20 protein-coding genes and 1 pseudogene are annotated in these 22,242 nt (G+C 54.6%); 13 read left to right on the top strand and 8 right to left on the bottom strand.

The genetic code is table 11. The features are described 5' to 3' along the window. Positions 1 to 151: 151 nt before the first annotated feature. Positions 152 to 2,329, top strand: a complete 2,178-nt coding sequence (locus ACUTQ5_RS01345) for an extracellular solute-binding protein (RefSeq protein ID WP_445649769.1) — start codon at positions 152 to 154, stop codon at positions 2,327 to 2,329. A gap of 58 nt (positions 2,330 to 2,387) precedes the next feature. Here the strand turns inward: ACUTQ5_RS01345 and cysS are convergent, their stop codons facing one another. Continuing rightward, the gene (cysS, locus tag ACUTQ5_RS01340) at positions 2,388 to 3,773 is read right to left on the bottom strand and encodes a cysteine--tRNA ligase (protein ID WP_445649768.1); all 1,386 of its coding nucleotides are present in this window, start codon (positions 3,771 to 3,773) and stop codon (positions 2,388 to 2,390) included. A gap of 302 nt (positions 3,774 to 4,075) precedes the next feature. Between cysS and ppiB the strand changes: the two genes are divergently transcribed. From ppiB to purK, 4 genes are all read left to right on the top strand, one after another. Next, positions 4,076 to 4,570: a peptidylprolyl isomerase B gene (gene ppiB, locus ACUTQ5_RS01335; RefSeq protein WP_012005604.1), complete on the top strand. Its 495-nt coding sequence runs from the start codon at positions 4,076 to 4,078 to the stop codon at positions 4,568 to 4,570. Positions 4,571 to 4,580: 10 nt separating this feature from the next. After that, on the top strand, positions 4,581 to 5,303 hold the full coding sequence (locus ACUTQ5_RS01330) for a UDP-2,3-diacylglucosamine diphosphatase (protein ID WP_445649767.1): 723 nt from the start codon (positions 4,581 to 4,583) through the stop codon (positions 5,301 to 5,303). A 165-nt stretch (positions 5,304 to 5,468) separates the two neighbouring features. Then, on the top strand, positions 5,469 to 5,993 hold the full coding sequence (purE, locus tag ACUTQ5_RS01325) for a 5-(carboxyamino)imidazole ribonucleotide mutase (protein ID WP_017891880.1): 525 nt from the start codon (positions 5,469 to 5,471) through the stop codon (positions 5,991 to 5,993). After that, positions 5,990 to 7,057, top strand: a complete 1,068-nt coding sequence (gene purK / locus ACUTQ5_RS01320; protein ID WP_445649766.1) for a 5-(carboxyamino)imidazole ribonucleotide synthase — start codon at positions 5,990 to 5,992, stop codon at positions 7,055 to 7,057. Before purE ends, purK begins: the two co-directional genes overlap by 4 nt. A 234-nt stretch (positions 7,058 to 7,291) precedes the next feature. On the opposite strand, the gene ACUTQ5_RS01315 is transcribed toward purK, so the two are convergent. From ACUTQ5_RS01315 to ybbA, 5 genes are all read right to left on the bottom strand, one after another. Next, positions 7,292 to 8,065 (bottom strand): class I SAM-dependent methyltransferase, encoded by a 774-nt coding sequence (locus ACUTQ5_RS01315; protein WP_445649765.1) that lies wholly within the window; start codon positions 8,063 to 8,065, stop codon positions 7,292 to 7,294. 343 nt (positions 8,066 to 8,408) lie between these two features. Next, complete coding sequence (gene galE, locus ACUTQ5_RS01310) at positions 8,409 to 9,425, bottom strand: UDP-glucose 4-epimerase GalE (protein ID WP_445650238.1); 1,017 nt, start codon at positions 9,423 to 9,425, stop codon at positions 8,409 to 8,411. A gap of 73 nt (positions 9,426 to 9,498) precedes the next feature. Continuing rightward, the gene (locus ACUTQ5_RS01305; RefSeq protein ID WP_445649764.1) at positions 9,499 to 10,905 is read right to left on the bottom strand and encodes a sugar porter family MFS transporter; all 1,407 of its coding nucleotides are present in this window, start codon (positions 10,903 to 10,905) and stop codon (positions 9,499 to 9,501) included. Between the two features lie 407 nt (positions 10,906 to 11,312). After that, the gene (gene ybbP, locus ACUTQ5_RS01300) at positions 11,313 to 13,745 is read right to left on the bottom strand and encodes a putative ABC transporter permease subunit YbbP (protein ID WP_445649763.1); all 2,433 of its coding nucleotides are present in this window, start codon (positions 13,743 to 13,745) and stop codon (positions 11,313 to 11,315) included. Beyond that, positions 13,742 to 14,428 carry a putative ABC transporter ATP-binding protein YbbA gene (gene ybbA, locus ACUTQ5_RS01295; protein ID WP_445649762.1) on the bottom strand — a complete coding sequence of 229 codons (687 nt, stop codon included), beginning with the start codon at positions 14,426 to 14,428 and terminating at the stop codon, positions 13,742 to 13,744. Before ybbA ends, ybbP begins: the two co-directional genes overlap by 4 nt. On the opposite strand from ybbA, the gene tesA reads away from it, so the two are divergent. The 3 genes from tesA to ACUTQ5_RS01280 all read left to right on the top strand — a co-directional run bounded on the left by tesA (position 14,399) and on the right by ACUTQ5_RS01280 (position 16,774). Continuing rightward, entirely contained in the window at positions 14,399 to 15,037 is a 639-nt protein-coding gene (tesA, locus tag ACUTQ5_RS01290; protein WP_261090892.1) for a multifunctional acyl-CoA thioesterase I/protease I/lysophospholipase L1, read from the top strand. The genes ybbA and tesA overlap by 30 nt on opposite strands. Positions 15,038 to 15,062: 25 nt before the next feature. Continuing rightward, positions 15,063 to 15,839 (top strand): SDR family oxidoreductase, encoded by a 777-nt coding sequence (locus ACUTQ5_RS01285; protein ID WP_445649761.1) that lies wholly within the window; start codon positions 15,063 to 15,065, stop codon positions 15,837 to 15,839. An 80-nt stretch (positions 15,840 to 15,919) separates the two neighbouring features. After that, positions 15,920 to 16,774 carry a co-chaperone YbbN gene (locus tag ACUTQ5_RS01280; RefSeq protein WP_409327254.1) on the top strand — a complete coding sequence of 285 codons (855 nt, stop codon included), beginning with the start codon at positions 15,920 to 15,922 and terminating at the stop codon, positions 16,772 to 16,774. Between the two features lie 280 nt (positions 16,775 to 17,054). Here ACUTQ5_RS01280 and cfa read toward each other — a convergent pair whose 3' ends face one another. Next, on the bottom strand, positions 17,055 to 18,206 hold the full coding sequence (gene cfa / locus ACUTQ5_RS01275) for a cyclopropane fatty acyl phospholipid synthase (protein WP_445649760.1): 1,152 nt from the start codon (positions 18,204 to 18,206) through the stop codon (positions 17,055 to 17,057). Between the two features lie 240 nt (positions 18,207 to 18,446). On the opposite strand from cfa, the gene ACUTQ5_RS01270 reads away from it, so the two are divergent. Both ACUTQ5_RS01270 and ACUTQ5_RS01265 read left to right on the top strand, forming a co-directional pair. Next, positions 18,447 to 19,352, top strand: a complete 906-nt coding sequence (locus tag ACUTQ5_RS01270; protein WP_445649759.1) for an SPFH domain-containing protein — start codon at positions 18,447 to 18,449, stop codon at positions 19,350 to 19,352. 2 nt (positions 19,353 to 19,354) lie between these two features. Beyond that, on the top strand, positions 19,355 to 19,816 hold the full coding sequence (locus tag ACUTQ5_RS01265; protein ID WP_445649758.1) for an NfeD family protein: 462 nt from the start codon (positions 19,355 to 19,357) through the stop codon (positions 19,814 to 19,816). Here the strand turns inward: ACUTQ5_RS01265 and cueR are convergent. Beyond that, positions 19,813 to 20,214 carry a Cu(I)-responsive transcriptional regulator gene (cueR, locus tag ACUTQ5_RS01260; RefSeq protein WP_445649757.1) on the bottom strand — a complete coding sequence of 134 codons (402 nt, stop codon included), beginning with the start codon at positions 20,212 to 20,214 and terminating at the stop codon, positions 19,813 to 19,815. The two genes, ACUTQ5_RS01265 and cueR, sit on opposite strands and share 4 nt — an antisense overlap. Before the next feature lie 105 nt (positions 20,215 to 20,319). On the opposite strand from cueR, the pseudogene ACUTQ5_RS01255 reads away from it, so the two are divergent. The 3 genes and pseudogenes from ACUTQ5_RS01255 to ybaK form a co-directional block, all read left to right on the top strand. After that, positions 20,320 to 20,517 (top strand): annotated as a pseudogene (locus ACUTQ5_RS01255) (cation transporter); the annotation flags it as partial. A gap of 180 nt (positions 20,518 to 20,697) precedes the next feature. Next, complete coding sequence (locus ACUTQ5_RS01250; RefSeq protein WP_445649756.1) at positions 20,698 to 21,501, top strand: TraB/GumN family protein; 804 nt, start codon at positions 20,698 to 20,700, stop codon at positions 21,499 to 21,501. A 225-nt stretch (positions 21,502 to 21,726) separates the two neighbouring features. Next, the gene (ybaK, locus tag ACUTQ5_RS01245; RefSeq protein WP_445649755.1) at positions 21,727 to 22,206 is read left to right on the top strand and encodes a Cys-tRNA(Pro)/Cys-tRNA(Cys) deacylase YbaK; all 480 of its coding nucleotides are present in this window, start codon (positions 21,727 to 21,729) and stop codon (positions 22,204 to 22,206) included. Positions 22,207 to 22,242 lie beyond the last annotated feature (36 nt).

Genomic DNA, 22,242 nt, shown 5'->3' with positions numbered 1-22,242 from the left:
TTTTATTACATTACCCCCACTCAAATACCGAACAAAAAACAATCAAGTTAAAATGGAACGATCTAATATTTAATCTAAGTAAAAAATTGAGATAGCGATGTCTGCATGCGAATGCTAGCATCAAAATAGGTGGGTCAACGTGATGAGAAAAATGGCAACTATCAAGGATATAGCGAAGCTGGCGGGGGTCTCACACGGCACAGTTTCCAACGTATTGAACGGACGTGGCAATGTCAGTGTTGAGAAGATAGAAGCCGTCAAACAGGCTGCCAAACAAATGGGGTATCAGATCAATGCTCAGGCGCAATCTTTGCGCACCAGTAAAAACAGTGGTGTCGCGCTGATCCTACCCAATATCAACACAGAGCAATTCCATCAACTCTACCGTGGGCTGCAGCAATCGCTGCAATCCTTTTCTGCCGATGATTTAGATCTGTATATCACTAACGATCTCCCTTCTGCAGAGAAGAATATTCTGCAGACGCTAGCAGCAAAGTCCTACCGCACAGTCGTTACCGTCTCCTGTCTTAGTGACAGCGAAATCTACTACCAAACGTTACGATTACCAGCCGAGCAGATCCTGTTTGTCTATCGCAATCCCTTACAGTCGCAGGTTACATTCAACCTAGACTTTGCCCAAGCGGCGCGGGCGATTGGCTCGGAGATTGCCAAGAGTTCCCCTCAACACGTAGGTTTGCTTTGCGAACCAATCAATTACACCAACAGCCAAAATTTTATCAATACATTGAAAGAGACTTTGGCGCAGTTAAGTCCATCGACTCAATTAACAATCGTCCCCTCACCCGCCAGCGAATGTCCGACTGCCGCGTTTGCCCTTTTTGACAGGCTCCAACCTCAAATACTGGTTGCTCAAGACAGCGAAAAGAGCCGTTGTCTAACACTGGCGGCTTATTTAGGCAGCGATAAGCCATGTCCGCCTATCTGGCAATTAAGCGACGATCAACCTGCCATCGTCACGAATCTATACAATTATCAGATGGATTACGCCCGATTGGGGTTGGAAATAGCCCGTTACATCAGTGCTGAAGAACCACAACCCAAACATCAGGTTATTGCCAACCGCGGATTTGCTTTCGATGTCCAGCCCCCCCCAGCAATGCCTTACCGGGGTGAGACACTGAACATGTTGATTCTGCCAAGCCCCTCAACCGAAGCGCTAAAGAAACTGTTGCCGCATTTTTATCGCCAGACAGGCATCAAGGTTAATCTCGCCGTTTACCCGTATGATGAAGTGTTTGAGATCCTCTCAAACCTGCATTTGCACCCTTATTACGATTTACTGCGTATCGACATGGCTTGCTTCCCTTGGTTTGCCGAAAAAACACTCACGCCGTTGGCGAAGATAGCGCCTGGACTGCCAGAGTTACTGAATAACTTCTCTGAGGAAATCTGCCATCATTTCAGCAAACTTGATGGTAAAGCTTACGCATTCCCGTTTGATGCCAGCACACAACTCCTGTTTTATCGCCGCGACTTGTTTGAAGACCCAACAATCAAGCGCATGTTCTACGAAAAGTCAGGTAAAGAGCTGAAGGTTCCAAACAGTTTTGAAGAGTTCGACGTAATTACTGACTTTTTTACCACCCTTCATCAGCCTGGAAACCCACAACGCCCAATGGGGTCATCAACTACGCTGGGCAGTGCAGGATTGATCGCCACCGAGTATCTGATTCGTTACTACGCCCTGGGTGGCAGGTTAGTGCATGAAGATAAACCAGTGCAACTTGAGCCCTCTTTGGCCATTGATGCCTTGCAGCTATACCTTAAGCAACTCGCGGTCACCATGAATCTGAGCTGCGAATGGTGGAGTGCCTCGGTAGCCAAATTTGAGCAGGGGCAATTGGCGATGTTGATTATGTATATGAATTTATTCAACGATGTCGCACACAGCCCCCAGTCCCCCGCTATCGGTTATGCGCCGGTGCCGGGCAACATCCCACAGATGGGAGGCGGCTCGATTGGAATGTCCCGTTTCAGTGACAAGAAAGCGCCTGTTGAACAGTTCTTCCGCTGGCTGTATTCGTCAGAAATTACCGAACAACTGGTGCTTTTAGGGGGTAACAGCGCACATCAAAGCATTTACCAAAATCAGCGTATTCTGCACCAGTATCCCTGGTTCAAATTACTGCGTGATAATCCCAGCAACGGGGTACGTGAATCTCGCGGACAGCAAGACAAACTGTTCAATTTACGTCATGCCGAGATCATTATCGGCCAGGGGATCACCAACGTAGTGAATAAAATGATGTCTTCAGAACAGGCAATAACCTATATCAACCAACGCCTGATGCACGAAACCGGCGTCTGAAAACAAAAAAACCGGCTGGCTTACACCACCCGGTTTTTCAAATTGCCTAACTCTTCGCTTACTTACGGCGCCAGGTCGTCCCCTGCGGGCCATCTTCCAGTACGATGTTCATCTCGTTCAAGCGATCGCGCGCAGCATCCGCCAGCGCCCAGTCTTTAGCTTTACGGGCATCGTTACGTTGCTTGATCAAAGCTTCGATCTCCGTCACTTCACCGTCGTCTGCCTGTGCACCGCCCTTCAGGAACAGTTCCGGCTCTTGCTGCAACAGGCCCAGTACCTTCGCCAGCTTACGTAATTCCGCTGCCAGCCCATTAGCGGCATTCAGGTCTTCAGCCTTCAGGCGGTTAACTTCGCGCGCCAAATCAAACAGGACTGAGTAAGCTTCCGGGGTGTTGAAATCGTCATCCATGGCTTCGCGGAAACGGGCTTCAAACACTTCGCCACCGGCCGGTTGGGCGTTAACGTCGGTACCGCGCAGCGCGGTGTACAGACGTTCCAGTGCGGTACGCGCCTGTTTCAGGTTCTCTTCGCTGTAGTTCAGTTGGCTGCGATAGTGCCCAGACATCAGGAAGTAACGCACAGTTTCGGCGTCGTAGTAACCCAGCACGTCACGGATGGTGAAGAAGTTATCCAGCGATTTCGACATTTTTTCTTTGTCGATCATCACCATACCGGAGTGCATCCAGTAATTTACGTACGGGCCGTCATGTGCACAGCTTGACTGAGCAATCTCATTCTCGTGGTGCGGGAACATCAGATCGGAACCGCCGCCGTGAATGTCAAAATGGGTACCCAACTGCTTGCCATTCATGGCAGAACATTCAATGTGCCAGCCTGGACGACCTGCGCCCCACGGAGATTCCCAGCTCGGCTCACCCGGCTTGGACATTTTCCACAGCACGAAATCCATCGGATTGCGTTTTACGTCATCGATCTCTACCCGCGCACCGGCCTGCAGTTGATCCAGATCCTGGCGTGACAACAAGCCGTATTGCGGATCGCTGTCGATAGAGAACATCACGTCGCCGTTGCTGGCCACGTAGGCATGCTCGCGATCGATCAGGCGCTGGGTGATCTCAACGATCTCGGCAATATGCTGAGTGGCGCGTGGTTCGATGTCCGGGCGCTCAATCAGCAGAGAATCGAAGTCGGCGTGCATCTCTGACAGCATGCGCGTGGTCAGTTGATCGCAGCTTTCGCCATTCTCTGTAGCACGGCGGATAATTTTATCGTCAACGTCGGTAACGTTACGCACGTAGTTCAGCGAATAGCCGAGATAACGCAAATAGCGCGCAACGACGTCGAAAGCAACAAAGGTACGCCCGTGGCCAATATGACACAGGTCATAGATGGTTACCCCGCACACGTACATGCCCACTTTACCGGCATGAATGGGTTTAAATTCCTCTTTTTGACGACTCAGGGTATTAAAAATCTTTAGCATCGGGACATTCCGTGGTGTGCGTGATAACAAAAATGGTAATTAGGCGATTCACCCAGCAGCGTATTGAAACCCGAAGCCTGATCTAATGCAAGGTTAAGGCCGCGCTTTGCTAAGCTGAGAGGTGGAAAACGGTGAGAAATCAGCGATCGCCACAAATGTTATAGTATAACAATTTTCATTTTACCACAGCCAGCGTGCGGTTTACCCGCTGCTGACTGATTAAAGGAGATATGTTATAACGGCGGTCTGATTGTTCACTCGATCCTTGTGACATCTCAATTCATCTTGTTAGGACTAAAACTATGGTTACTTTCCACACTAATCACGGCGATATCGTTATCAACACCTTTGCTGACAAAGCGCCGGTTACCGTTGAAAACTTCCTGAACTACTGCCGTGAAGGTTTCTACAATAACACCATTTTCCACCGTGTTATCAATGGCTTTATGGTTCAGGGCGGCGGTTTTGAGCCTGGCATGACCCAGAAAGACACCAAAGCGACTATCAAGAATGAAGCCAACAACGGTCTGAAAAACACCATCGGTACCCTGGCAATGGCTCGCACCAACGATCCACACTCTGCGACCGCACAGTTCTTCATCAACGTGGCAGACAACGACTTCCTGAATTTCCGCGGCGAAAACGCGCAGGGCTGGGGCTACTGCGTATTTGCTGAAGTGGTTGAAGGCATGGACGTGGTTAACAAGATCAAAGCGGTGAAAACCGGCCGTAGTGGCATGCACCAGGACGTACCGGTAGAAGACGTGATCGTCACTAGCGTTACCGTCAGCGAGTAATCGCGGCTGCATGAACACGCTGTTCATCGCAGATCTGCATTTAAGCGCACAGGAACCGGCAATCACTGCCGGTTTTCTGCGCTTTTTGCGGCAAGATGCCATTCACGCCGACGCCCTGTACATTCTTGGCGACCTGTTTGAAGCCTGGATCGGCGATGACGATCCCGAGCCGCTGCACGGCGAAATCGCCGCGGCGCTGAAGGCGCTGCAACAGGCTGGCGTACCCTGCTACTTTATCCACGGCAACCGCGATTTTCTGGTCGGTAAACGCTTTGCCCGTGCCAGCGGTATGCAACTGCTACCGGAAGAGAAAGTGCTGGAGCTATATGGGCGAAAAATCCTGATCCTGCATGGCGACACACTGTGTACCGACGATCAGGCCTACCAACAGTTTCGCCGTAAGGTACACAATCCGCTGATCCAAAAACTGTTTTTGGCCATGCCGTTGCGCTGGCGTCTTAAGATCGCAGCCAAAATGCGTACCCGCAGCCAGCAGAGTAACCAGTACAAGTCGGACTCCATTATGGACGTCAACCCACAGGCGGTTGAACAGGCAATGCTACGCCACCAGGTTCATTGGATAATCCACGGCCACACTCATCGTCCGGCGGTACATGAATTGGCACTGAGCAACGGCAAGGCCCACCGTGTAGTGCTGGGAGCCTGGCACGTTGAAGGCTCAATGATAAAAGTCAGTGCCGACGCCGTCGAGCTGATCCAATTCCCGTTCTAAGTTCCTGACTTGTCGCACAGGTAAAAAAATTCACGCTTTTGGCAATGAAAACCGGCGACGCAACCGTTTTCCTCGCCGTGCGCTCATGGTATGCTCTGTGCCCTCATTCGGCCTCCCGCCGCAGGCAACCGGCCGTCGTTTGTACAATACAGGAGCCTTACACCCATGGGAGCCAACGCCGCTTCAGCCACCCACGCTGGGGTTAAAATCGCAATTGTAATGGGATCGAAAAGTGACTGGGCCACTATGCAGTTTGCCGCCGAAGTCCTGACCTCGCTCGATGTCCCGTTCCATGTCGAAGTCGTTTCCGCTCATCGCACGCCAGACAAGCTGTTCAGCTTTGCCGAGCAGGCAACTGACAATGGCTTTGACGTGATCATTGCCGGTGCTGGCGGTGCTGCGCACCTGCCGGGCATGCTGGCAGCAAAAACGCTGGTTCCGGTGCTGGGTGTTCCGGTGCAAAGCGCCGCCCTGAGCGGTGTAGACAGTCTGTATTCGATCGTACAAATGCCGCGCGGTATTCCAGTGGGTACGCTGGCCATCGGCAAAGCCGGCGCAGCCAACGCTGCCCTGCTGGCGGCGCAAATTCTGGCACTGCACGATGCCGCGCTGGCGCAACGCCTGGCCGATTGGCGTCAGGCACAAACTGACGAGGTGTTGAACCACCCGGATCCGCGGGAGGAAGCATGAAGCCGGTTTGCGTACTGGGCAACGGTCAGTTAGGGCGCATGCTGCGCCAGGCCGGTGAACCGCTGGGCATCGCCGTGTATCCGGTGGGCCTCGACGCCGAACCGGAAGCCGTGCCCTACCAGAACAGCGTGATCACCGCCGAAATAGAACGCTGGCCGGAAACCGCGCTGACGCGCGAACTGGCAACCCATAACAGCTTCGTTAACCGTGATATTTTCCCTCGTCTGGCGGACCGCCTGACGCAAAAACAGTTGCTCGACCAGCTTGGCCTGGCCACCGCGCCGTGGCAACTGCTGGCTGACGCCGCCGAATGGCCACGGGTGTTCGCTACCCTGGGTGAACTGGCGATCGTCAAACGTCGCGTTGGCGGTTACGACGGCCGCGGCCAGTGGCGCTTGCGCCCAGGGCAAGAAGCCGAATTGCCAGCCGATGCCTATGGCGAATGTATCGTCGAGCAAGGGATAAACTTCTCCGGTGAGGTGTCGCTGATCGGCGCACGCGGGCATGACGGCCACTCGGTGTTCTACCCGCTGACCCATAACCTGCATGAAGAAGGCATTCTGCGCACCAGCGTGGCGCTGCCGCAGCCTGACCCTGCCCTGCAACGGCAGGCTGAACAGATGCTGGCGGCGATCCTCGACGAGTTGAACTACGTCGGCGTCATGGCGATGGAGTGTTTTATCGTTGGCGACAGCCTGCTGATTAACGAGCTGGCGCCCCGGGTGCACAACAGCGGCCACTGGACGCAAAACGGCGCCTCCATCAACCAGTTCGAACTGCACCTGCGCGCTATTCTCGCCCTGCCGCTGCCAAAACCGGTGGTGAGCACGCCGTCGGTGATGGTCAACCTGCTCGGCACCGCCGTGAATCAACAGTGGCTGGCGCTGCCGTTGGTGCATTTGCACTGGTATGAGAAAGAGGTGCGCGAAGGCCGCAAGGTCGGTCATCTCAACCTGAACGATCCGAGCGCCGCCGCGCTGCAACAGGCGTTGCAGGCACTGGCGCCTCTGCTACCGGCCGAATACCAAAGCGGCCTGGCCTGGGCACGGCAAAAGCTGGCTTAAAGGTTTACTCCACGCAAAAATAAAGGGTTCAGTTCACCGATAACTGAACCCTTTTTCTATGGTGCTATACCTGTTGCTGTTATATTAAGATAAATATGCGGGTAAATCGGCGGCAAGTCTACTTATCAGTTCACCATTCACGTGATAAAATTTCGTCCGAATACAGTTAATTTCCCCTCTAAAAATACAATGCAATTACATTAATCTTCATGGGCAATGATAATTGGGAAAAGATTACCGTTGGCCCCACGCCGAAATATTGGCATAACCAAAATCATAAAATCCTGCCGACTCGACACGCCTTGCGATTGCTTCTATTTCATTGAGGCTGTTATTTTTAATTGCAGAGATGTCTTTAGCAAAAAGGCGAATAGTCGCGGCCATAAATCTTCCCATCGCCGTATCGCCAACCGTGGGGGCGCAAAGATCGATACGGACATTCCGTATCCCCAGAGCAGTCAACGGCGCGGGAAGAGAACGCCCCCAGTCAGCGCTGGTCCCGATGGAGTTGGCGACAACCTCCCAAACTCCCATAGCAGCCTGCCGGTACTGATGGTTTTGAGAAGACTCTATGGGAAAAGGATGGGCTTCTTCAATAAATATCCATCCATTGGGTTTTAGCCAAGAAACTATCTTGGACAATATTTTTTCGCGCTCATTGAGATGGCACAATAACCATCGGGCATGAATTAAGTCGAAACTTTCCGGCTCAAAGGCATCCGTAATGACGTTATGTTCTATCGCGCGAAATGAATATCCCTCCGACAGATTTGTCAGATCTAAGTCCGTTCCTATAACCTCCCCATCGGGACAACGCCTGGATAACTCATCAGCAAAACTCCCTGAGCCGATACCTATATCCAGACAACGCCAATTTTTATTAACGGGTATTTTTTCAAGGATTTTATAACTATATGGGTCGATTGATTGCGCAAGAAACTTTAGACGTTCCGGTTCTGAGGGAGGGGAACCAATTACGCGAGCATAGCTAGACTGAGTGTTACTCATAATGATTTACCCGTTGCGTTAATTTTATTTAATAAAGGTAGCAGGTATTATGAAAAAGTGGCAAACCATCAAAAAACCAAAAATAAAAAAATATTAATAAAAAATAATAATTCATAAAAAGGGATGCAGGAAAAAAATCCATTACGTCAGCCAGGTGTCTGCCCGTATTTCAAACTTCTTCGCGATCGATGAATTCTCGTCAGGGCAGAACACTCTCTGAAGACCAAATACCAAAGCGGCCGGATATGGGCGTAACAAAAACTACTCTGAGGGTTTACGCCGCACTAAAACAGAGGGTTCAGTTCACCAGTGAACTGAACCCTCTTCTGTTGCTCAGGGAACCTTAGCGCCGATAACCCTGCGGATTTTTGCTTTGCCAGTTCCAGGTATCGCGCATCATCTCATCGATCCCACGCTGCACTTCCCAGCCCAGTTCCTGCTTAGCCAAACTGACATCCGCCCAAAAAGCGGGTAAATCCCCGGCACGGCGCGGTAAGATCTGGTAAGGCACGGCAACGCCAGCGGCTTTTTCAAACGCATGCACCATCTCCAGCACCGAATGCCCTACACCGGAACCCAGGTTATAAGCTTTAAAACCGACGATCCGCTTCAGATGATCCATCGCCGCCAGGTGGCCCTGCGCCAGATCCATCACGTGAATATAATCGCGCACGCCGGTTCCGTCTTTGGTGGGATAATCGCCGCCGAATACGCTCAGGTGATCCCGCTTACCGACGGCCACCTGAGCAATATAAGGCAACAGGTTATTCGGGATGCCGCTGGGGTCTTCTCCCATCAATCCAGACTCATGGGCGCCCACCGGGTTGAAGTAGCGCAGAGAGACAATGGAAAAGACCGGTTCCGCCTTGGCGAAATCCTGCAGGATCTGCTCCACCATCCACTTGGAGGTGCCGTAAGGGTTGGTCGTGCCGCCGATCGGCATGTCCTCTCGGTAAGGCACCGGCGTCTCTTCACCGTACACCGTCGCCGAAGAGCTGAAGATAAACTGATGGACCCCAGCGTCGCGCATGGCCTCCAGCAATACCAGCGTGCCCGCTACGTTGTTCTGGTAGTACTCCAGCGGCTTGCGGGTGGATTCTCCCACCGCTTTCAGGCCAGCGAAATGGATCACCGAAGCGATCTTGTGCTCGCCGAATATCCGGTTCAGGCACGCCGCGTCTCGCACATCCCCTTGGTAGAACACCGCCGCTTTACCGGTCAGTTGCTCTGCACGGAGCAAGGACTCTTCGGAAGCGTTGACCAAATTATCTACCACTACCACCTCTTCACCGCGCTCCAGCAGCGCCAATATCGTATGTGAACCTATGTATCCGGCACCGCCGGTCACTAAAATCGCCATCATGCTCCCCTTTCATCAGCCTCAGGCGCCAGCGCCCGAGGCATAAGCCTGTTTCATGCGCGCAGCCAGCCGACTAGCGCGTACCGATGTTGCGTAATGGCTTGCCGGCCATCAGATTGCGTTCGATATGTTCCAGAGAGATATTTTTCGTTTCCGGGATCAACGCCAGCGTGATGAAGATAAACACCAGGTTAAGCGCCGCGTAGACCCAGAAGGTAGAGGCGCTGCCCAGCGAATTGAGCATGGTCAGGAAGGTCGCCCCGACGATCATGTTGGCGATCCAGTTGGTGGCGGTGGAACAAGTGATACCAAAGTCACGGCCTTTCAGCGGTTGGATCTCAGAACACAGCACCCAAATCAGTGGGCCGGCGCTCATGGCAAAACCGACGATAAACATCAGCAGCATGATAACGGCGAAGTATTGCTCGGCCGGAGAATTCATCCCCACATGCATCATCGTCCCCAGGGCTCCCATACCCACCGCCATGACGATAAAGCCCAGCGTCAGCGTCGGTTTTCGGCCCCAGCGGTCAACCAGCCCGATGGCGATAAAGGTGGCCAGCACGTTGACCAGGCCAACGATCACCGTACCCCACATCTGCTGTGCGGTACTGGCAAAACCCGCCAGCCCAAAAATCTTCGGCGCGTAATACATAATGACGTTCATACCGGTGAACTGTTGCATCACCTGCAGCAGCACGCCAAGAAAAACGGCACGGCGGAAGTTTTTATTGTCTTTAAACAGCGACCAGCCGCTCTGTTTCAGCTTGAGGCTCTCACGAATTTCATTCAGTTCATGCTGCGCCTGGGCACTGCTGTCGCGTAGCTTCTCCAACACCTGACGCGCCTGCTCATGGCGGTTACGTGAAGCCAGCCAGCGTGGGCTATCCGGCAGGAAGAACACCCCGACCAGCAGCAACACGGCTGGAATGGTGATCACCCCCAGCATCCAGCGCCAGGCACCGGTGTAACTGAACGCGGTATCAGACAGATAAGCCGCCAGGATGCCGATGGTAATCATCAGCTGGTACATGGAAATCATGCTGCCGCGAATTTTTTCCGGCGCGATTTCAGACAGGTAAATGGGCGCCGTATAGGAGGCGACACCCACCGCCAGCCCGAGCAGGATGCGGGACACCAACAAAACTTCTACGTTAGGCGCTGCCGCTGAGCACAAGGAGCCCAGCACGAACAGCACGGCACCAATCATCAGGCTGTATTTACGCCCGATACGGAAGTTCATCCAACCACTGCCCACGGCACCAACCGCAGCGCCAAACATCATTGAGCTAACCACCCACTCCTGCTGGGAACTGGTCATATGAAACGAATCGGTGATAAACGGCAGAGCCCCCGCAATAACGCCGATATCCAGACCAAACAGCAGCCCGGCCAGGGCGGCCAAAAAACAGACAAAGAAAGTCATGCCTGCATTGCTTTGGCTTTTCTCAGCCGCCGACACTTTGACGGTAGTACTCATACTGCCTCCAATCGATAACGTTCTTAAGTTGCCATTATGATAGGAGGCAATCCGTCAGAGGTAAGTGAGTGCGATCACATTAGTGGAAGCGATTACACAAATTTATCTTAAGCATAATAAACGCCTAACCACCATAAAACCGTAAAATATCCTTGATTAAGAAAGATAATAATCGTATTTACTGTTTTGAAATGAAGATACCGCAACATATTTTTACCATATCGCAAGGTATCCCCTTTAATAAGGCAACCACTAATTGTAACCGATTTCACACCATAATCGGCCGAATGCAGTGGATTAAAGGCCTGCAGTTGGAGGGATAGCGAAGGAGATAAGGAGATATAGAGGGATATCGATCGTTGTTCGACTGGCCCGCTCACCTGGGCCAGCTCGATATTCAGCGAGAATTAACCGTCGTAACTGCGGAACAGCGCCTGCCCGCGCAGCAAGCGCACACCCAGCCAACCACCGCACAGCGACAACAGCAACGCACTGAGTAGCGGCAGCGCCCACCACAGCACCGGTGTTGGTGCCCATGGGAAGTCAAACACCTGGCTTTGCAACAACCACAGTGCCGCTTCAGCGCCCACCGTGGCGGCAATGCCTGCCACCAGCCCCAGTAGAGCAAACTCACACCACAGCGTGCTGCGTAACAAGCGTTTGCCAGCGCCGAGCGTGCGATACACCACCAGTTCCTGACGCCGCTGACGCATCCCCACCTGCACCTGCGCCATCAGCAACAGGCCGCCGCAGATCACCACCAGCACCACCATCACTTCCAGTGCGCGGCTCACCTGCTGCAGCACGCCGCCCACCTGTTTAAGGATCGATCCGATATCCAGCAGGCTGAGCGTCGGGAACTGGCGATTAAGCTGGGTCAGCATCTGCCCGTCGCCGTCGTAACGGAAACTGGTGAGCCAGGTTTGCGGCTGGCCGTCCAGCGCACCCGGCGGGAAGATGAAATAGAAGTTCGGTTTCAGACTTTCCCAATCCACCTGGCGCAGGCTGGTAACCCTGGCGCTGAACGACTGGGTATCACCGCTGAAGGTCAGCGTATCGCCCAGTTTGATTTTGAGTCGTCCGGCAATGCCCTGATCCATCGACACCTCACCGGCTTTCGGCGGCCAACTGCCGGCCACCAGTGGATTGTGCGCAGGAAGATCGGCCAGCCAGGTCAGGTTCAGCTCACGATTCACCGCCTCGCCGCCCGGATCGTCCTCATGCACCCGCTCGGTCGCCACCTGCTGATTAATCTCGGTCAGGCGCACGCGGACAATCGGATAGTAGGTCTCCGGTTTAATTTGATGCTGTTGCAGGAAGGTTTTCACCTGTGGCACCTGCGCCTCAGTCATATTCAGCAGGAAGTAGTTCGGGCTGTCCGGCGGCAGTTGTTGCTGCCAACGCTCAAGCAGATCACCACGCAGCACCAGCAATAACGCCAGCAGCATAAACGACAGCGAGAAAGCCGCCAGTTGGCTGACCGTGACCCAGGGTTGATGCAGCAGACGGTTAACCGCCAGTCGCAGTGCCAGGTTCTTCAGCGTAATGCGCCGCAGCAATAACAAGCTGCCCCAGCCGATAGCGCCCAACAGCAGCGCCAGCACCACAATACCGGCAAGGATCGACCACAGCAGCGTGCTGGCCCCCATTAATGCGGTCAGCAGCGCCACCACTATCACCGCCGTCACCGGCAGGAAATAACGCAGCGGCCAGACGTTAGCCACCACGTCGCGGCGCAACACCCGCAGCGGTTGGGTTGCCAGCAATTGCCGGTACGGCCGCAGCCCCACCAGCAGCGAAATCATCAGCAACGCGCCGACCGCCCACAGCCATGGCCAGGCCCCGGCGGCAGGCAGCTCCGCCGGCAGCACAGGTGCCAGCAGGCGGATCAGCACCGCTTCAAAACCCAGGCCGATAATGCCGCCACACGCTGCCGCCAGCAGGATCACCGCCAACCACTGGCCGACAATCAGCTTGCGCAAGGCGCTGCGGCCGGCACCCAACGTTTTCAGCACTGCGATCAAGTCATAACGGCTGCGGCAGTAGTGGCTCATCGCCACCGCCACGGCGGCAATCGACAGCAGCAAGGTTAGCAACGCCGACAGCAACAGGAACTGTTGCGATCGTTGCAGCGATTTACTCAGCGCACTACCGGACTCCTGCAAGCCAAACCAACGCTGGTCGGGCTGGAGTTGCGGCGTCAGGCGCGTTTCGTAACGCTGAATGCCCTCCGGGGCACCGGCAAACATATAACGGTAGGTCAGACGGCTGCCCGGTTGCACCGCCCCAGTTTTGTCCACGTCCGCCAGATTGATCATGATGCGCGGTGCCGTCTGGAACGGGTTAAAACCGGAATCCGGTTCCTGAATAATTTCACCGGCTATGCGCAGGCTGGTATCACCCACGTCCAGCGAGTCTCCCACTTTCACATTCAGCAACGCCAATAGACGCGGCGCCACCAGCACGCTCCCCGGTTCCAGTTTGACGTTGGCCGGGCGGGTCTCCAGCTTGCCGTACAGCGGATAGGCCAGGTCGGTGGCCTTCACATCCGCCAACTGGGGCCGATCGCCAGCATAGGTCATGGTGCTGAACGACAACTGTCGGCTGACTTTCAGCCCCTGTTGCTGCGCGTCCAGCAGCCAGCCTTCCGGTACCGGCCGGGCGCTGCGCAGTACCCGATCGCCGGCAATAAAATCGCGGCTCTGCTGGCTCAGGCCTTTGTCCATGCGATCGCTGATACTGCCCAATGCCAATACGCAGGCCATCGACAGCGTCAGCGCCAGCCAAACAATCAGCAGTGACGGCGAACGCCACTCACGCCAAAACCAGCGCCAGATCATGCTTCCTCCCACAGCTGGCCTTCGCGCAGGCGCAGCCGACGCTGGCAGCGAGCCGCCAGGGTTTCGTCATGGGTGACCAGGATTAACGTGGTGGAGAAATCGCGGTTGAGGGAAAACAGGAGATCGGCGATGCGTTCGCCGGTCTGGCGATCGAGGTTGCCGGTGGGTTCATCGGCAAACAGCACCCGCGGTCGGCCACTGAACGCCCGTGCCAGCGCTACGCGCTGTTGCTCACCGCCGGAAAGCTGTGCCGGCAAGTGGTCAAGGCGCTGGCCCAGCCCAAGTTGCTCCAGCAGTTGCACCGCCTGATCACGGCTCTGGCGATCGCTTTCGCCACGCAGCAACGCCGGTAACTGGACGTTTTCCAGCGCATTGAGCGTCGGCACCAGCATAAAGGATTGAAAAACAAAGCCGACATTTTTGGCGCGTAGCGCGGCACGGCCTTCTTCATCCAGCGCGGTCAGTGACTCGCCCAACAAATACACCTCCCCTTCACTACCGTCGTCCAGCCCGGCGAGGATCCCCAGCAGCGTTGATTTGCCCGAACCGGATTCGCCAATCAGAGCAATTGTCTGTGCGGGTTTGACAACCAGCTCGACTCCGGTAAGGATGGAGAGCTGATGCTCACCCTGACCAACGTGTTTACTAAGATGATGAACTTCAAGAACGTTTTCCGCTGGCATCTTCCCTTCCTTTTGCTGTTGGGATTATTCAGTTTACGCGCTGTCGCCGCCGATACCTTATTGATATTAGGCGACAGTTTAAGCGCCGGTTACCGCCTGCCGGTGGCGCAAGCCTGGCCGACGCTGTTGGCCGACCAATGGCAGAAAAAACCGGGTGAACCGCAGTTGGTCAACGCCAGCATCAGCGGCGACACCGCCGCTCAGGGGCTGGCACGCCTGCCCGAGCTGCTGAAACAACATAAGCCACGCTGGGTACTGATTGAACTGGGTGCCAACGATGGTCTGCGCGGTTTCCCGGCGCAGGATCTGCAACGCGACCTCAGCCAAATCATCACGCTGGTGCAACAAGCCGGCGCGCAGCCTCTGCTGATGCAAATCCGTATTCCGCCCAACTATGGCCGCCGCTATACCGAGGCCTTCAGCGCGATTTACCCGCAGCTTGCCAAACAATTCGACATTCCACTGCTGCCGTTCTATATGGAACAGGTGGTGGTGAAAGCGGAATGGATGCAGGATGACGGATTGCATCCCAATAAGGATGCCCAACCGTTTATCGCCACCTGGATGGCGGAACGCCTGGAACCGTTAGTAAAACACGAGTCCAACTAAATAGGGCTGTACACTAGGTAAAGTTATGCAAAAAGCAGTATTGATAACCGGCTGTTCCAGCGGGATTGGATTGATTGCCGCGCAGGATCTGCGTAACCGAGGCTACCGGGTGCTGGCCGCCTGTCGCAAGCCGCAGGACGTTGAAAATATGCGTCAACTTGGGCTGGAAGGCATTGAGCTGGATCTGGACGACAGCGCCAGCGTCGAACGCGCCGCCGCACAGGTGTTCGAACTGACCGACGGCCGCCTTTATGGCCTGTTCAACAACGGCGGTTTTGGTGTGTACGGCCCGCTGAGCAGCATATCCCGCCAGCAGTTGGAACGGCAGTTCGCCACCAACCTGTTCGGCACCCACCAGTTGACCCAGTTGCTGTTGCCGGCGATGCTGCCGCACGGCGAGGGGCGTATTATTCAGACCAGTTCGGTGATGGGGCTGGTGTCCAGCGCCGGACGCGGTGCCTATGCGGCCAGCAAGTTTGCGCTGGAAGCCTGGTCCGACGCACTGCGAATGGAGCTGCACGGCACCGGCATTCAGGTCAGCCTGATAGAACCCGGTCCGATCTCCACCCACTTTACCCAGAACGTCAATCAGGCGCAGAGCGACAAACCGGTGCATAACCCCGGTATTGCCAAACGTTTGACGCTGCCGCCGGAGGCGATTTTACCCAAATTACGCCACGCGCTGGAAAGCCCAAGGGCCAAACTGCGGTATCCGGTGACCCTGCTGGCGCACGCACTAAGCGTTTTACGCCGCATTCTGCCCGGCCGCTGTCTGGACTGGGTGTTACGCAGCAACGGTTAATTTGGCTGTCCGGGGTTGAAGAATGCCGTCCAGCCCCCATCTAAAAGCCAATGGCTCCGCAAGATCAGAGAGAAAATTACATGCTAGCTCAAGCTGTTGTTGATATTAACGAAACAAACCTGCACCAGACGCTGGAACAGTCAATGTCCATGCCGGTGGTGTTCTACTTCTGGTCGGATCGCAGCCAACACTGTCTGCAACTCACCCCGATTCTCGATAAGCTGGCGGCAGAATATGCCGGTCAGTTCCTGCTGGCAAAAGTGGATTGTGACACCGAACAGGCCATCGCCGCTCAGTTCGGCCTGCGTTCGCTGCCGACGGTATATCTGTTCAAAGATGGTCAGCCGGTAGACGGTTTCCAGGGCCCCCAGCCGGAAGAAATGATCCGTGAATTCCTGCAGCGCTTCCTACCAAAGGAAGAAGATCTGAAACTGGCGCAGGCGACCGAGCTGTTGGCCGAAGGCAATGCGGCAGAAGCGCTGCCGCTGTTGAAAGACGCCTGGCAAGCCAGCCAGCAACGCAGTGATATCGGTTTGACACTGGCAGAAACCCAGATCGCGTTGAACCGTACCGAAGATGCCGAAGCCGTGCTGGCGACCATTCCGTTGCAGGATAAAGATACCCGTTATCAGGGCCTGATGGCGCAGATTGAACTGCTGAAACAGGCTGCCGACACGCCGGAAATTCAGCTGTTGCAACAGCAAGTGGAGCAGCAGCCGGAGAACGTCGACTTAGCCGTGCAACTGGCGCTGCAACTGCATCAGGTTGGGCGCAATGAAGAAGCGCTGGAGCTGTTGATCGGGCATCTGAAGAAAGATCTCGCCGCCGCCAACGGCAGCGCGCGTAAAACACTGATGGATATTCTGGCCGCACTGGGCACCGGCGACGCGCTGGCCGCCAAATACCGCCGCCAGCTGTATTCTCTGCTCTACTGATATACCCTTCGTCTTTCCAGCCGCATCGTTGTTGGCTTCACGTTCGAACCCCAGTCACTTAGTTATCTAAGCTCCTGGGGTTTCTCGCGTTTGCCGCCTAGATGCAACTGGAAATCCATTGGGTCTCTATCTCAAAGTAAATAATTGAGGAAATATCCTCTAAATAGTTCGAGTTGCATCAAGGCGGCAAGTTTGTAAGTCCCCAGGAGCTTACTCAAGTAAGTGACTGGGGTGAGCAAACGCAGCCAACGCCGAGGCAGCTTGAAATATGACGAGGATATTAGCGGTAAACCCGCACACCGCCTTCCACACCTTTCGGGCTGAACAACACCTGCCATAACTGAATATCACGCGAGCGGAATGCCCCCGCACAGGCGTTCAGGTAATAGGTGAACATACGTTCAAAACGTTCAGAATAGCCCTCAGACAGCATCGGCCACGCCTGTTTGAAATTCTCATACCAGGCCATCAGCGTGCGATCGTAATCGGCGCCGATATTGTGCCAATCCTCCATCACAAAGCGCCCTTCGCTGGCTTCGGCAATATGGCGCACCGAAGGCAGACAGCCATTGGGGAAGATATACTTGTTTATCCAGGCATCGACGTGAAGATTAGTTTGGTTGGCACCAATGGTGTGCAGCAGGAACAAACCATCGGGCTTAAGATTACGCGCTGCAACACGGAAGTAAGTGTCGTAGTTTTTCGGCCCCACGTGTTCAAACATGCCAACAGAAACAATACGATCAAACTGGCGGTTCAGGTCACGGTAATCCTGTAGAAGGATTTCGACGTCAAGACCTGCACAGCGCTCCTGCGCCAGTTTTTGCTGCTCGGCCGAAATGGTCACACCGTGCACTGTTACGCCGTAGTTTTCCGCCGCATACTGCGCCAGCCCACCCCAGCCACAGCCGATATCCAGCAACGACATGCCCGGTTTCAACTGCAGCTTTTCGCACAGCATTTTCAGCTTGGCCAACTGAGCCTGCTCCAGCGTTTCGGCCTCTTTCCAGTAACCGCAGGAATATTGCATATAGGGATCGAGCATTGCACGGAACAGATCGTTGCCGATATCGTAATGCTCTTTGCCCACCTGCCAGGCGCGTTTGCGTGACTGAAGATTGAACAACCGGGTATAGGCGATGCGCGCAATGTCGCTCAGGTTTTTTGGCAAGCGTTCATCAACGCCGGCCTGCAAGACGCGGGTGAATAGTGCGTCCAACCGCTCGCAGTCCCACCAGCCGTCCATGTAACTTTCGCCGAACCCCAGCGAACCCTCCTGCAAAATGCGTTTAAACAACGCCGGGTTGCGTACCTTGATATCGCAGGCACGGTTGCCATTGATGGCAATACCGGCAGCGGACAGCAATTCCTCCACAATGCGATACCAACGATCTTTTTTTGGGGCGAGTTCATCAACACTGATTGAGTCCATAACAATCCTTGGAGAAATGTCATTTCAAAAAGCATAGTCGCAAATAAAAATGACAAATATTCGAAGTGAAAAGCGGCAATGTTTTTTACTCTAGCCAAGACGGACAACGTCATGAAATGAATTAAAATTATTGGAAACATGCCAATTTGGAATGTTAATGGCCCAACGCCCCTGATTTATTAGTCTTTGCCCTGTAGCTGGCGTAATATCTGTTTACATATGTCTGACAGGAGGTTTGCCATGTTTACCCTTATTCCCATCGTGATTGTCGTCGCGCTGATCATCGTATTCGCCGGCGTCAAAATTGTTCCGCAGGGCTTCCAATGGACGGTGGAACGCTTCGGCCGCTACACCAAAACGTTGATGCCCGGCCTTAACCTGGTGGTGCCGTTTATGGACCGCATCGGCAGAAAAATTAATATGATGGAACAGGTGCTGGATATTCCCTCGCAGGAAATTATCTCGCGCGACAACGCCAACGTAGCCATCGATGCGGTGTGTTTTATCCAGGTCGTCGATCCGGCACGCGCAGCTTATGAGGTCAGCAATCTGGAACTGGCGATCGTCAACCTGACCATGACCAACTTCCGTACCGTGCTTGGCTCCATGGAGCTGGACGAAATTCTCTCGCAGCGTGACAGCATCAACAGCCGCCTGCTGCATATCGTCGACGAAGCCACCAATCCGTGGGGCATTAAAATCACCCGTATCGAGATCCGTGACGTACGCCCACCGGCAGAGTTAGTCTCGGCAATGAACGCCCAGATGAAGGCCGAGCGAACCAAGCGTGCAGATATTCTGGAAGCCGAAGGTGTGCGTCAGGCCGCCATCCTGCGTGCCGAAGGCGACAAACAGTCACAAATCCTCAAGGCGGAAGGTGAACGTCAGTCGGCGTTCCTGCAGGCCGAAGCCCGTGAACGTGCCGCTGAAGCGGAAGCGCGAGCCACACAACTGGTTTCTGACGCTATCGCCAGCGGTAATATCCAGGCGGTGAACTACTTTGTGGCGCAGAAGTACACCGATGCGCTGCAAAAAATCGGCTCTGCCAACAACAGTAAAGTCATCATGATGCCGCTGGACGCCAGCAGCCTGCTCGGTTCCATTGGTGGCATTACCGAACTGTTGAAAGACAACAAAGGCAAGTAATCATGCTCGAACAAATTGCAGCAAACCCGCACTGGTTTTGGCTTTCCCTCGGCGGGCTGCTGCTGGCAGCAGAAATGCTCGGTGCCAGCGGCTACCTGCTATGGAGTGGCGTATCGGCGGTGGTGGTCGGCGCCATCGTCTGGCTGCTGCCGCAGCTGGCCTGGGAGTGGCAGGGGGTGATTTTTGCCGTACTGACCGTGGTGGTGGCCTACCTGTGGTGGTACTGGCTACGCCAGCGTCCGGCCGCAGCGTCCAGCGGTTCGCAGGTGCTGAACCAACGCAATCGTCAGTTGATTGGCACCCGCGCTACGCTGACCGAACCCATGCACAACGGTATGGGCCGCATTAACATCGGCGACAGCAGCTGGCGCGCACAGGCCAGTGAAGATCTGCCGATGGGCACAGAGGTAGAAGTCATTGCCGTTGAAGGCATAACTCTGGTGATCCGCGCCATTCCCCGTTAATGGTTATGGCAACAGCCCGCCAGATTGTTAATGATCGGACATTCGGCTCCGTCATCACCCGGACATTGATCCGCCAGCGTCACCAAACGCTGGCGCATCTCACCGAGTTCGGCGATGTGCTTTTCAATGTCCGCCACTTTTTGCAGCGTACGCGCTTTCACATCGGCACTGTGACGGGCCGGATCGTTAAACAGCGCCACCAGCTCACGACATTCATCCAGATTAAATCCCACCTGCCGTGCCTGGCGCAGCAGTGTCAGTTCTTCGATGTGCTTCGGACTGTAGCTGCGATAGCCGTTGTCGGTACGGATCGGCGCAGTCACAAGCCCTTTCTCTTCATAAAAGCGAATGGCCTTGCTGGTTAAACCGGTTTTTTTCGCTACGTCGCTGATATTCATTTTCACTCCTTGACCTTCCCCTTGCTGGAAGGTTTATCCTTTATTCTTAGTGAAAACAGGTAAAGCGGTCAACCTTTAAACACCGTTCTTGAGAGGAATCGAACCATGTCACAAATTACCGTACTGGCATTGCAGGGGCTGACCTGCATGCATTGTGTTGGCAGCACACGTAAAGCTTTAGAGGCTGTGCCTGGCGTTACCGCCGTGGAAGTCGCCCTTGATAGCGCCAAAGTGACTGGCGATATCGCGCCACAAACGCTGATTAAGGCAGTAGAAGAAGCCGGTTATCAAGCCACCCTGGCCTAACCCCCATCGTCTGAGCCAAGATCACGGGGCGCACATCATCGCGCCCCATTTCCTTTGGGATAATTCCTTCACTCTTCAGACTTTCTTGTCTGCCTGATAGCGTTTAGCATGGGGTAAGTATTACACCTCTCACCTTTCAAGCTGAAAGGCGAACAAGTTATTCAGGAGCCACGCCGTATGGGTCAACTGTTACGCCGCATCGCCGCCTTTCTCGGTCTGATCTCTCCCATGAGCTACGCCTACCCGGCGCTGGATATTCGACTGCCTGGCGATCGTCAGTTCCATCTGGTCGGCAGCATTCATATGGGTACGGTAGATATGTCGCCGTTGCCGGCCAAACTGGCCGCACGCCTGAAGCAGGCAGATGCCTTGATTGTGGAAGCCGATATTACCGGCGCAGCCTCCCCCTTTGACCATATCGAACAGCAAACGGAACTTGAGCAACGGCTCTCTAAACCCGAGTTTCAGCAGTTACTGACGCTGTGTCAGGAACTGGGCGCCGATGCGGAAACCTTTTCCACCCTGCCCGGCTGGCAGGTGGCGCTAATGATGCAGGCCCGCCAGGCGCAGCGTTTGGGGTTGCGTGCCGAATACGGGGTGGATTATCAACTGCTGCAAGCTGCCAGAACACAGCATAAAAAGGTGATCGAACTGGAAGGTGCGGAGCAGCAAATGGCGATGCTGGAGCAGTTACCCGAAGGAGGCATGGCCCTGCTGCGTGATACGCTGGAACACTGGCATACCAACGCACGACTGCTGCAAACCATGGTGAGCTGGTGGCTGGACGCGAAACCCAGCGGTATGCTGGAAACCCTGCCCGCCACTTTCAGTGCCGATCTTTACGACGTGCTGATGCATCAGCGCAACCACGACTGGCGACAAAAACTGGAGGCGTTACCGGCCGGTAACTATGTGGTAGCGGTGGGTGCGCTGCATCTGTACGGCGAGGATAATCTGCCGGCGATGCTGCGGGGGCAGTAAAAAAGTGGCCAATATCGCTACTGGCCAGTCAAAGAGGAATTTCTTGTATTGTAGTTATACGCATAGCAACCGTGTTAACGGTTACAGTACACAGGGTAGCAACCGAGTGAACATCTTGGCAACCCGCTTTACGCTGGCATTGCTCAGGTTGCTGTTACCATTATATTTTTGTAATTTTGTTGCATCCCGTTGCAACCTTGAGCAGCGGGAGAAATAGGAAAACACATGACGCCCGCAGTGATCCTGCTAGAGAAACAAAAAATCGCCTTTACTCTTCATCCCTATCATCATGACAGTGCCGAAACCAATTTCGGGGATGAAGCGGTGAAGAAGCTTGGACTGGATGCCGACCGCGTCTATAAAACGCTGCTGGTGGCGTTGAATGGCGATGCCAAACATCTGGCGGTGGCCGTCACACCGGTTGCCAGCCAATTGGATTTGAAGAAGGTTGCCCGCGCCCTGGGGGCTAAAAAGGCCGAAATGGCCGATCCGTTGCTGGCACAGCGCGTCACCGGTTATCTGGTGGGCGGCATTAGCCCACTGGGGCAAAAAAAGCGCCTGCCGACGGTGATTGACAGCCCGGCACAGCAGTTCGCCACCATTTACGTCTCCGGCGGCAAACGCGGGTTGGACATTGAGCTGGCGGCAGAGGATCTTTGTCGGCTGCTGACCGGCAGCTTCGCCGATATCGCCAAGCGCGACTGAATCGATAGGGGGAGACTTACGCCTCCCCCGCTGACG

The organism is Serratia sp. NA_112.1 (assembly GCF_052691715.1).
The sequence above is the reverse complement of the archived record's forward strand: the minus strand, read 5'-3'. Positions and strand labels throughout refer to the sequence as shown.

Coding starts and splice junctions, on each gene's coding strand:
- cueR (WP_445649757.1), bottom strand. CDS start 20,214: ATGAATATCAGCGACGTAGCGAAAAAAACCGGTTTAACCAGCAAGGCC.
- cfa (WP_445649760.1), bottom strand. CDS start 18,206: ATGGACTCAATCAGTGTTGATGAACTCGCCCCAAAAAAAGATCGTTGG.
- ACUTQ5_RS01345 (WP_445649769.1), top strand. CDS start 152: ATGGCAACTATCAAGGATATAGCGAAGCTGGCGGGGGTCTCACACGGC.
- tesA (WP_261090892.1), top strand. CDS start 14,399: ATGAACTTCAAGAACGTTTTCCGCTGGCATCTTCCCTTCCTTTTGCTG.
- purK (WP_445649766.1), top strand. CDS start 5,990: ATGAAGCCGGTTTGCGTACTGGGCAACGGTCAGTTAGGGCGCATGCTG.
- purE (WP_017891880.1), top strand. CDS start 5,469: ATGGGAGCCAACGCCGCTTCAGCCACCCACGCTGGGGTTAAAATCGCA.
- ybbA (WP_445649762.1), bottom strand. CDS start 14,428: ATGCCAGCGGAAAACGTTCTTGAAGTTCATCATCTTAGTAAACACGTT.
- ppiB (WP_012005604.1), top strand. CDS start 4,076: ATGGTTACTTTCCACACTAATCACGGCGATATCGTTATCAACACCTTT.
- ACUTQ5_RS01265 (WP_445649758.1), top strand. CDS start 19,355: ATGCTCGAACAAATTGCAGCAAACCCGCACTGGTTTTGGCTTTCCCTC.
- ACUTQ5_RS01280 (WP_409327254.1), top strand. CDS start 15,920: ATGCTAGCTCAAGCTGTTGTTGATATTAACGAAACAAACCTGCACCAG.
- ACUTQ5_RS01285 (WP_445649761.1), top strand. CDS start 15,063: ATGCAAAAAGCAGTATTGATAACCGGCTGTTCCAGCGGGATTGGATTG.
- ybbP (WP_445649763.1), bottom strand. CDS start 13,745: ATGATCTGGCGCTGGTTTTGGCGTGAGTGGCGTTCGCCGTCACTGCTG.
- ACUTQ5_RS01330 (WP_445649767.1), top strand. CDS start 4,581: ATGAACACGCTGTTCATCGCAGATCTGCATTTAAGCGCACAGGAACCG.
- ACUTQ5_RS01270 (WP_445649759.1), top strand. CDS start 18,447: ATGTTTACCCTTATTCCCATCGTGATTGTCGTCGCGCTGATCATCGTA.
- cysS (WP_445649768.1), bottom strand. CDS start 3,773: ATGCTAAAGATTTTTAATACCCTGAGTCGTCAAAAAGAGGAATTTAAA.
- ybaK (WP_445649755.1), top strand. CDS start 21,727: ATGACGCCCGCAGTGATCCTGCTAGAGAAACAAAAAATCGCCTTTACT.
- galE (WP_445650238.1), bottom strand. CDS start 9,425: ATGGCGATTTTAGTGACCGGCGGTGCCGGATACATAGGTTCACATACG.
- ACUTQ5_RS01250 (WP_445649756.1), top strand. CDS start 20,698: ATGGGTCAACTGTTACGCCGCATCGCCGCCTTTCTCGGTCTGATCTCT.
- ACUTQ5_RS01315 (WP_445649765.1), bottom strand. CDS start 8,065: ATGAGTAACACTCAGTCTAGCTATGCTCGCGTAATTGGTTCCCCTCCC.
- ACUTQ5_RS01305 (WP_445649764.1), bottom strand. CDS start 10,905: ATGAGTACTACCGTCAAAGTGTCGGCGGCTGAGAAAAGCCAAAGCAAT.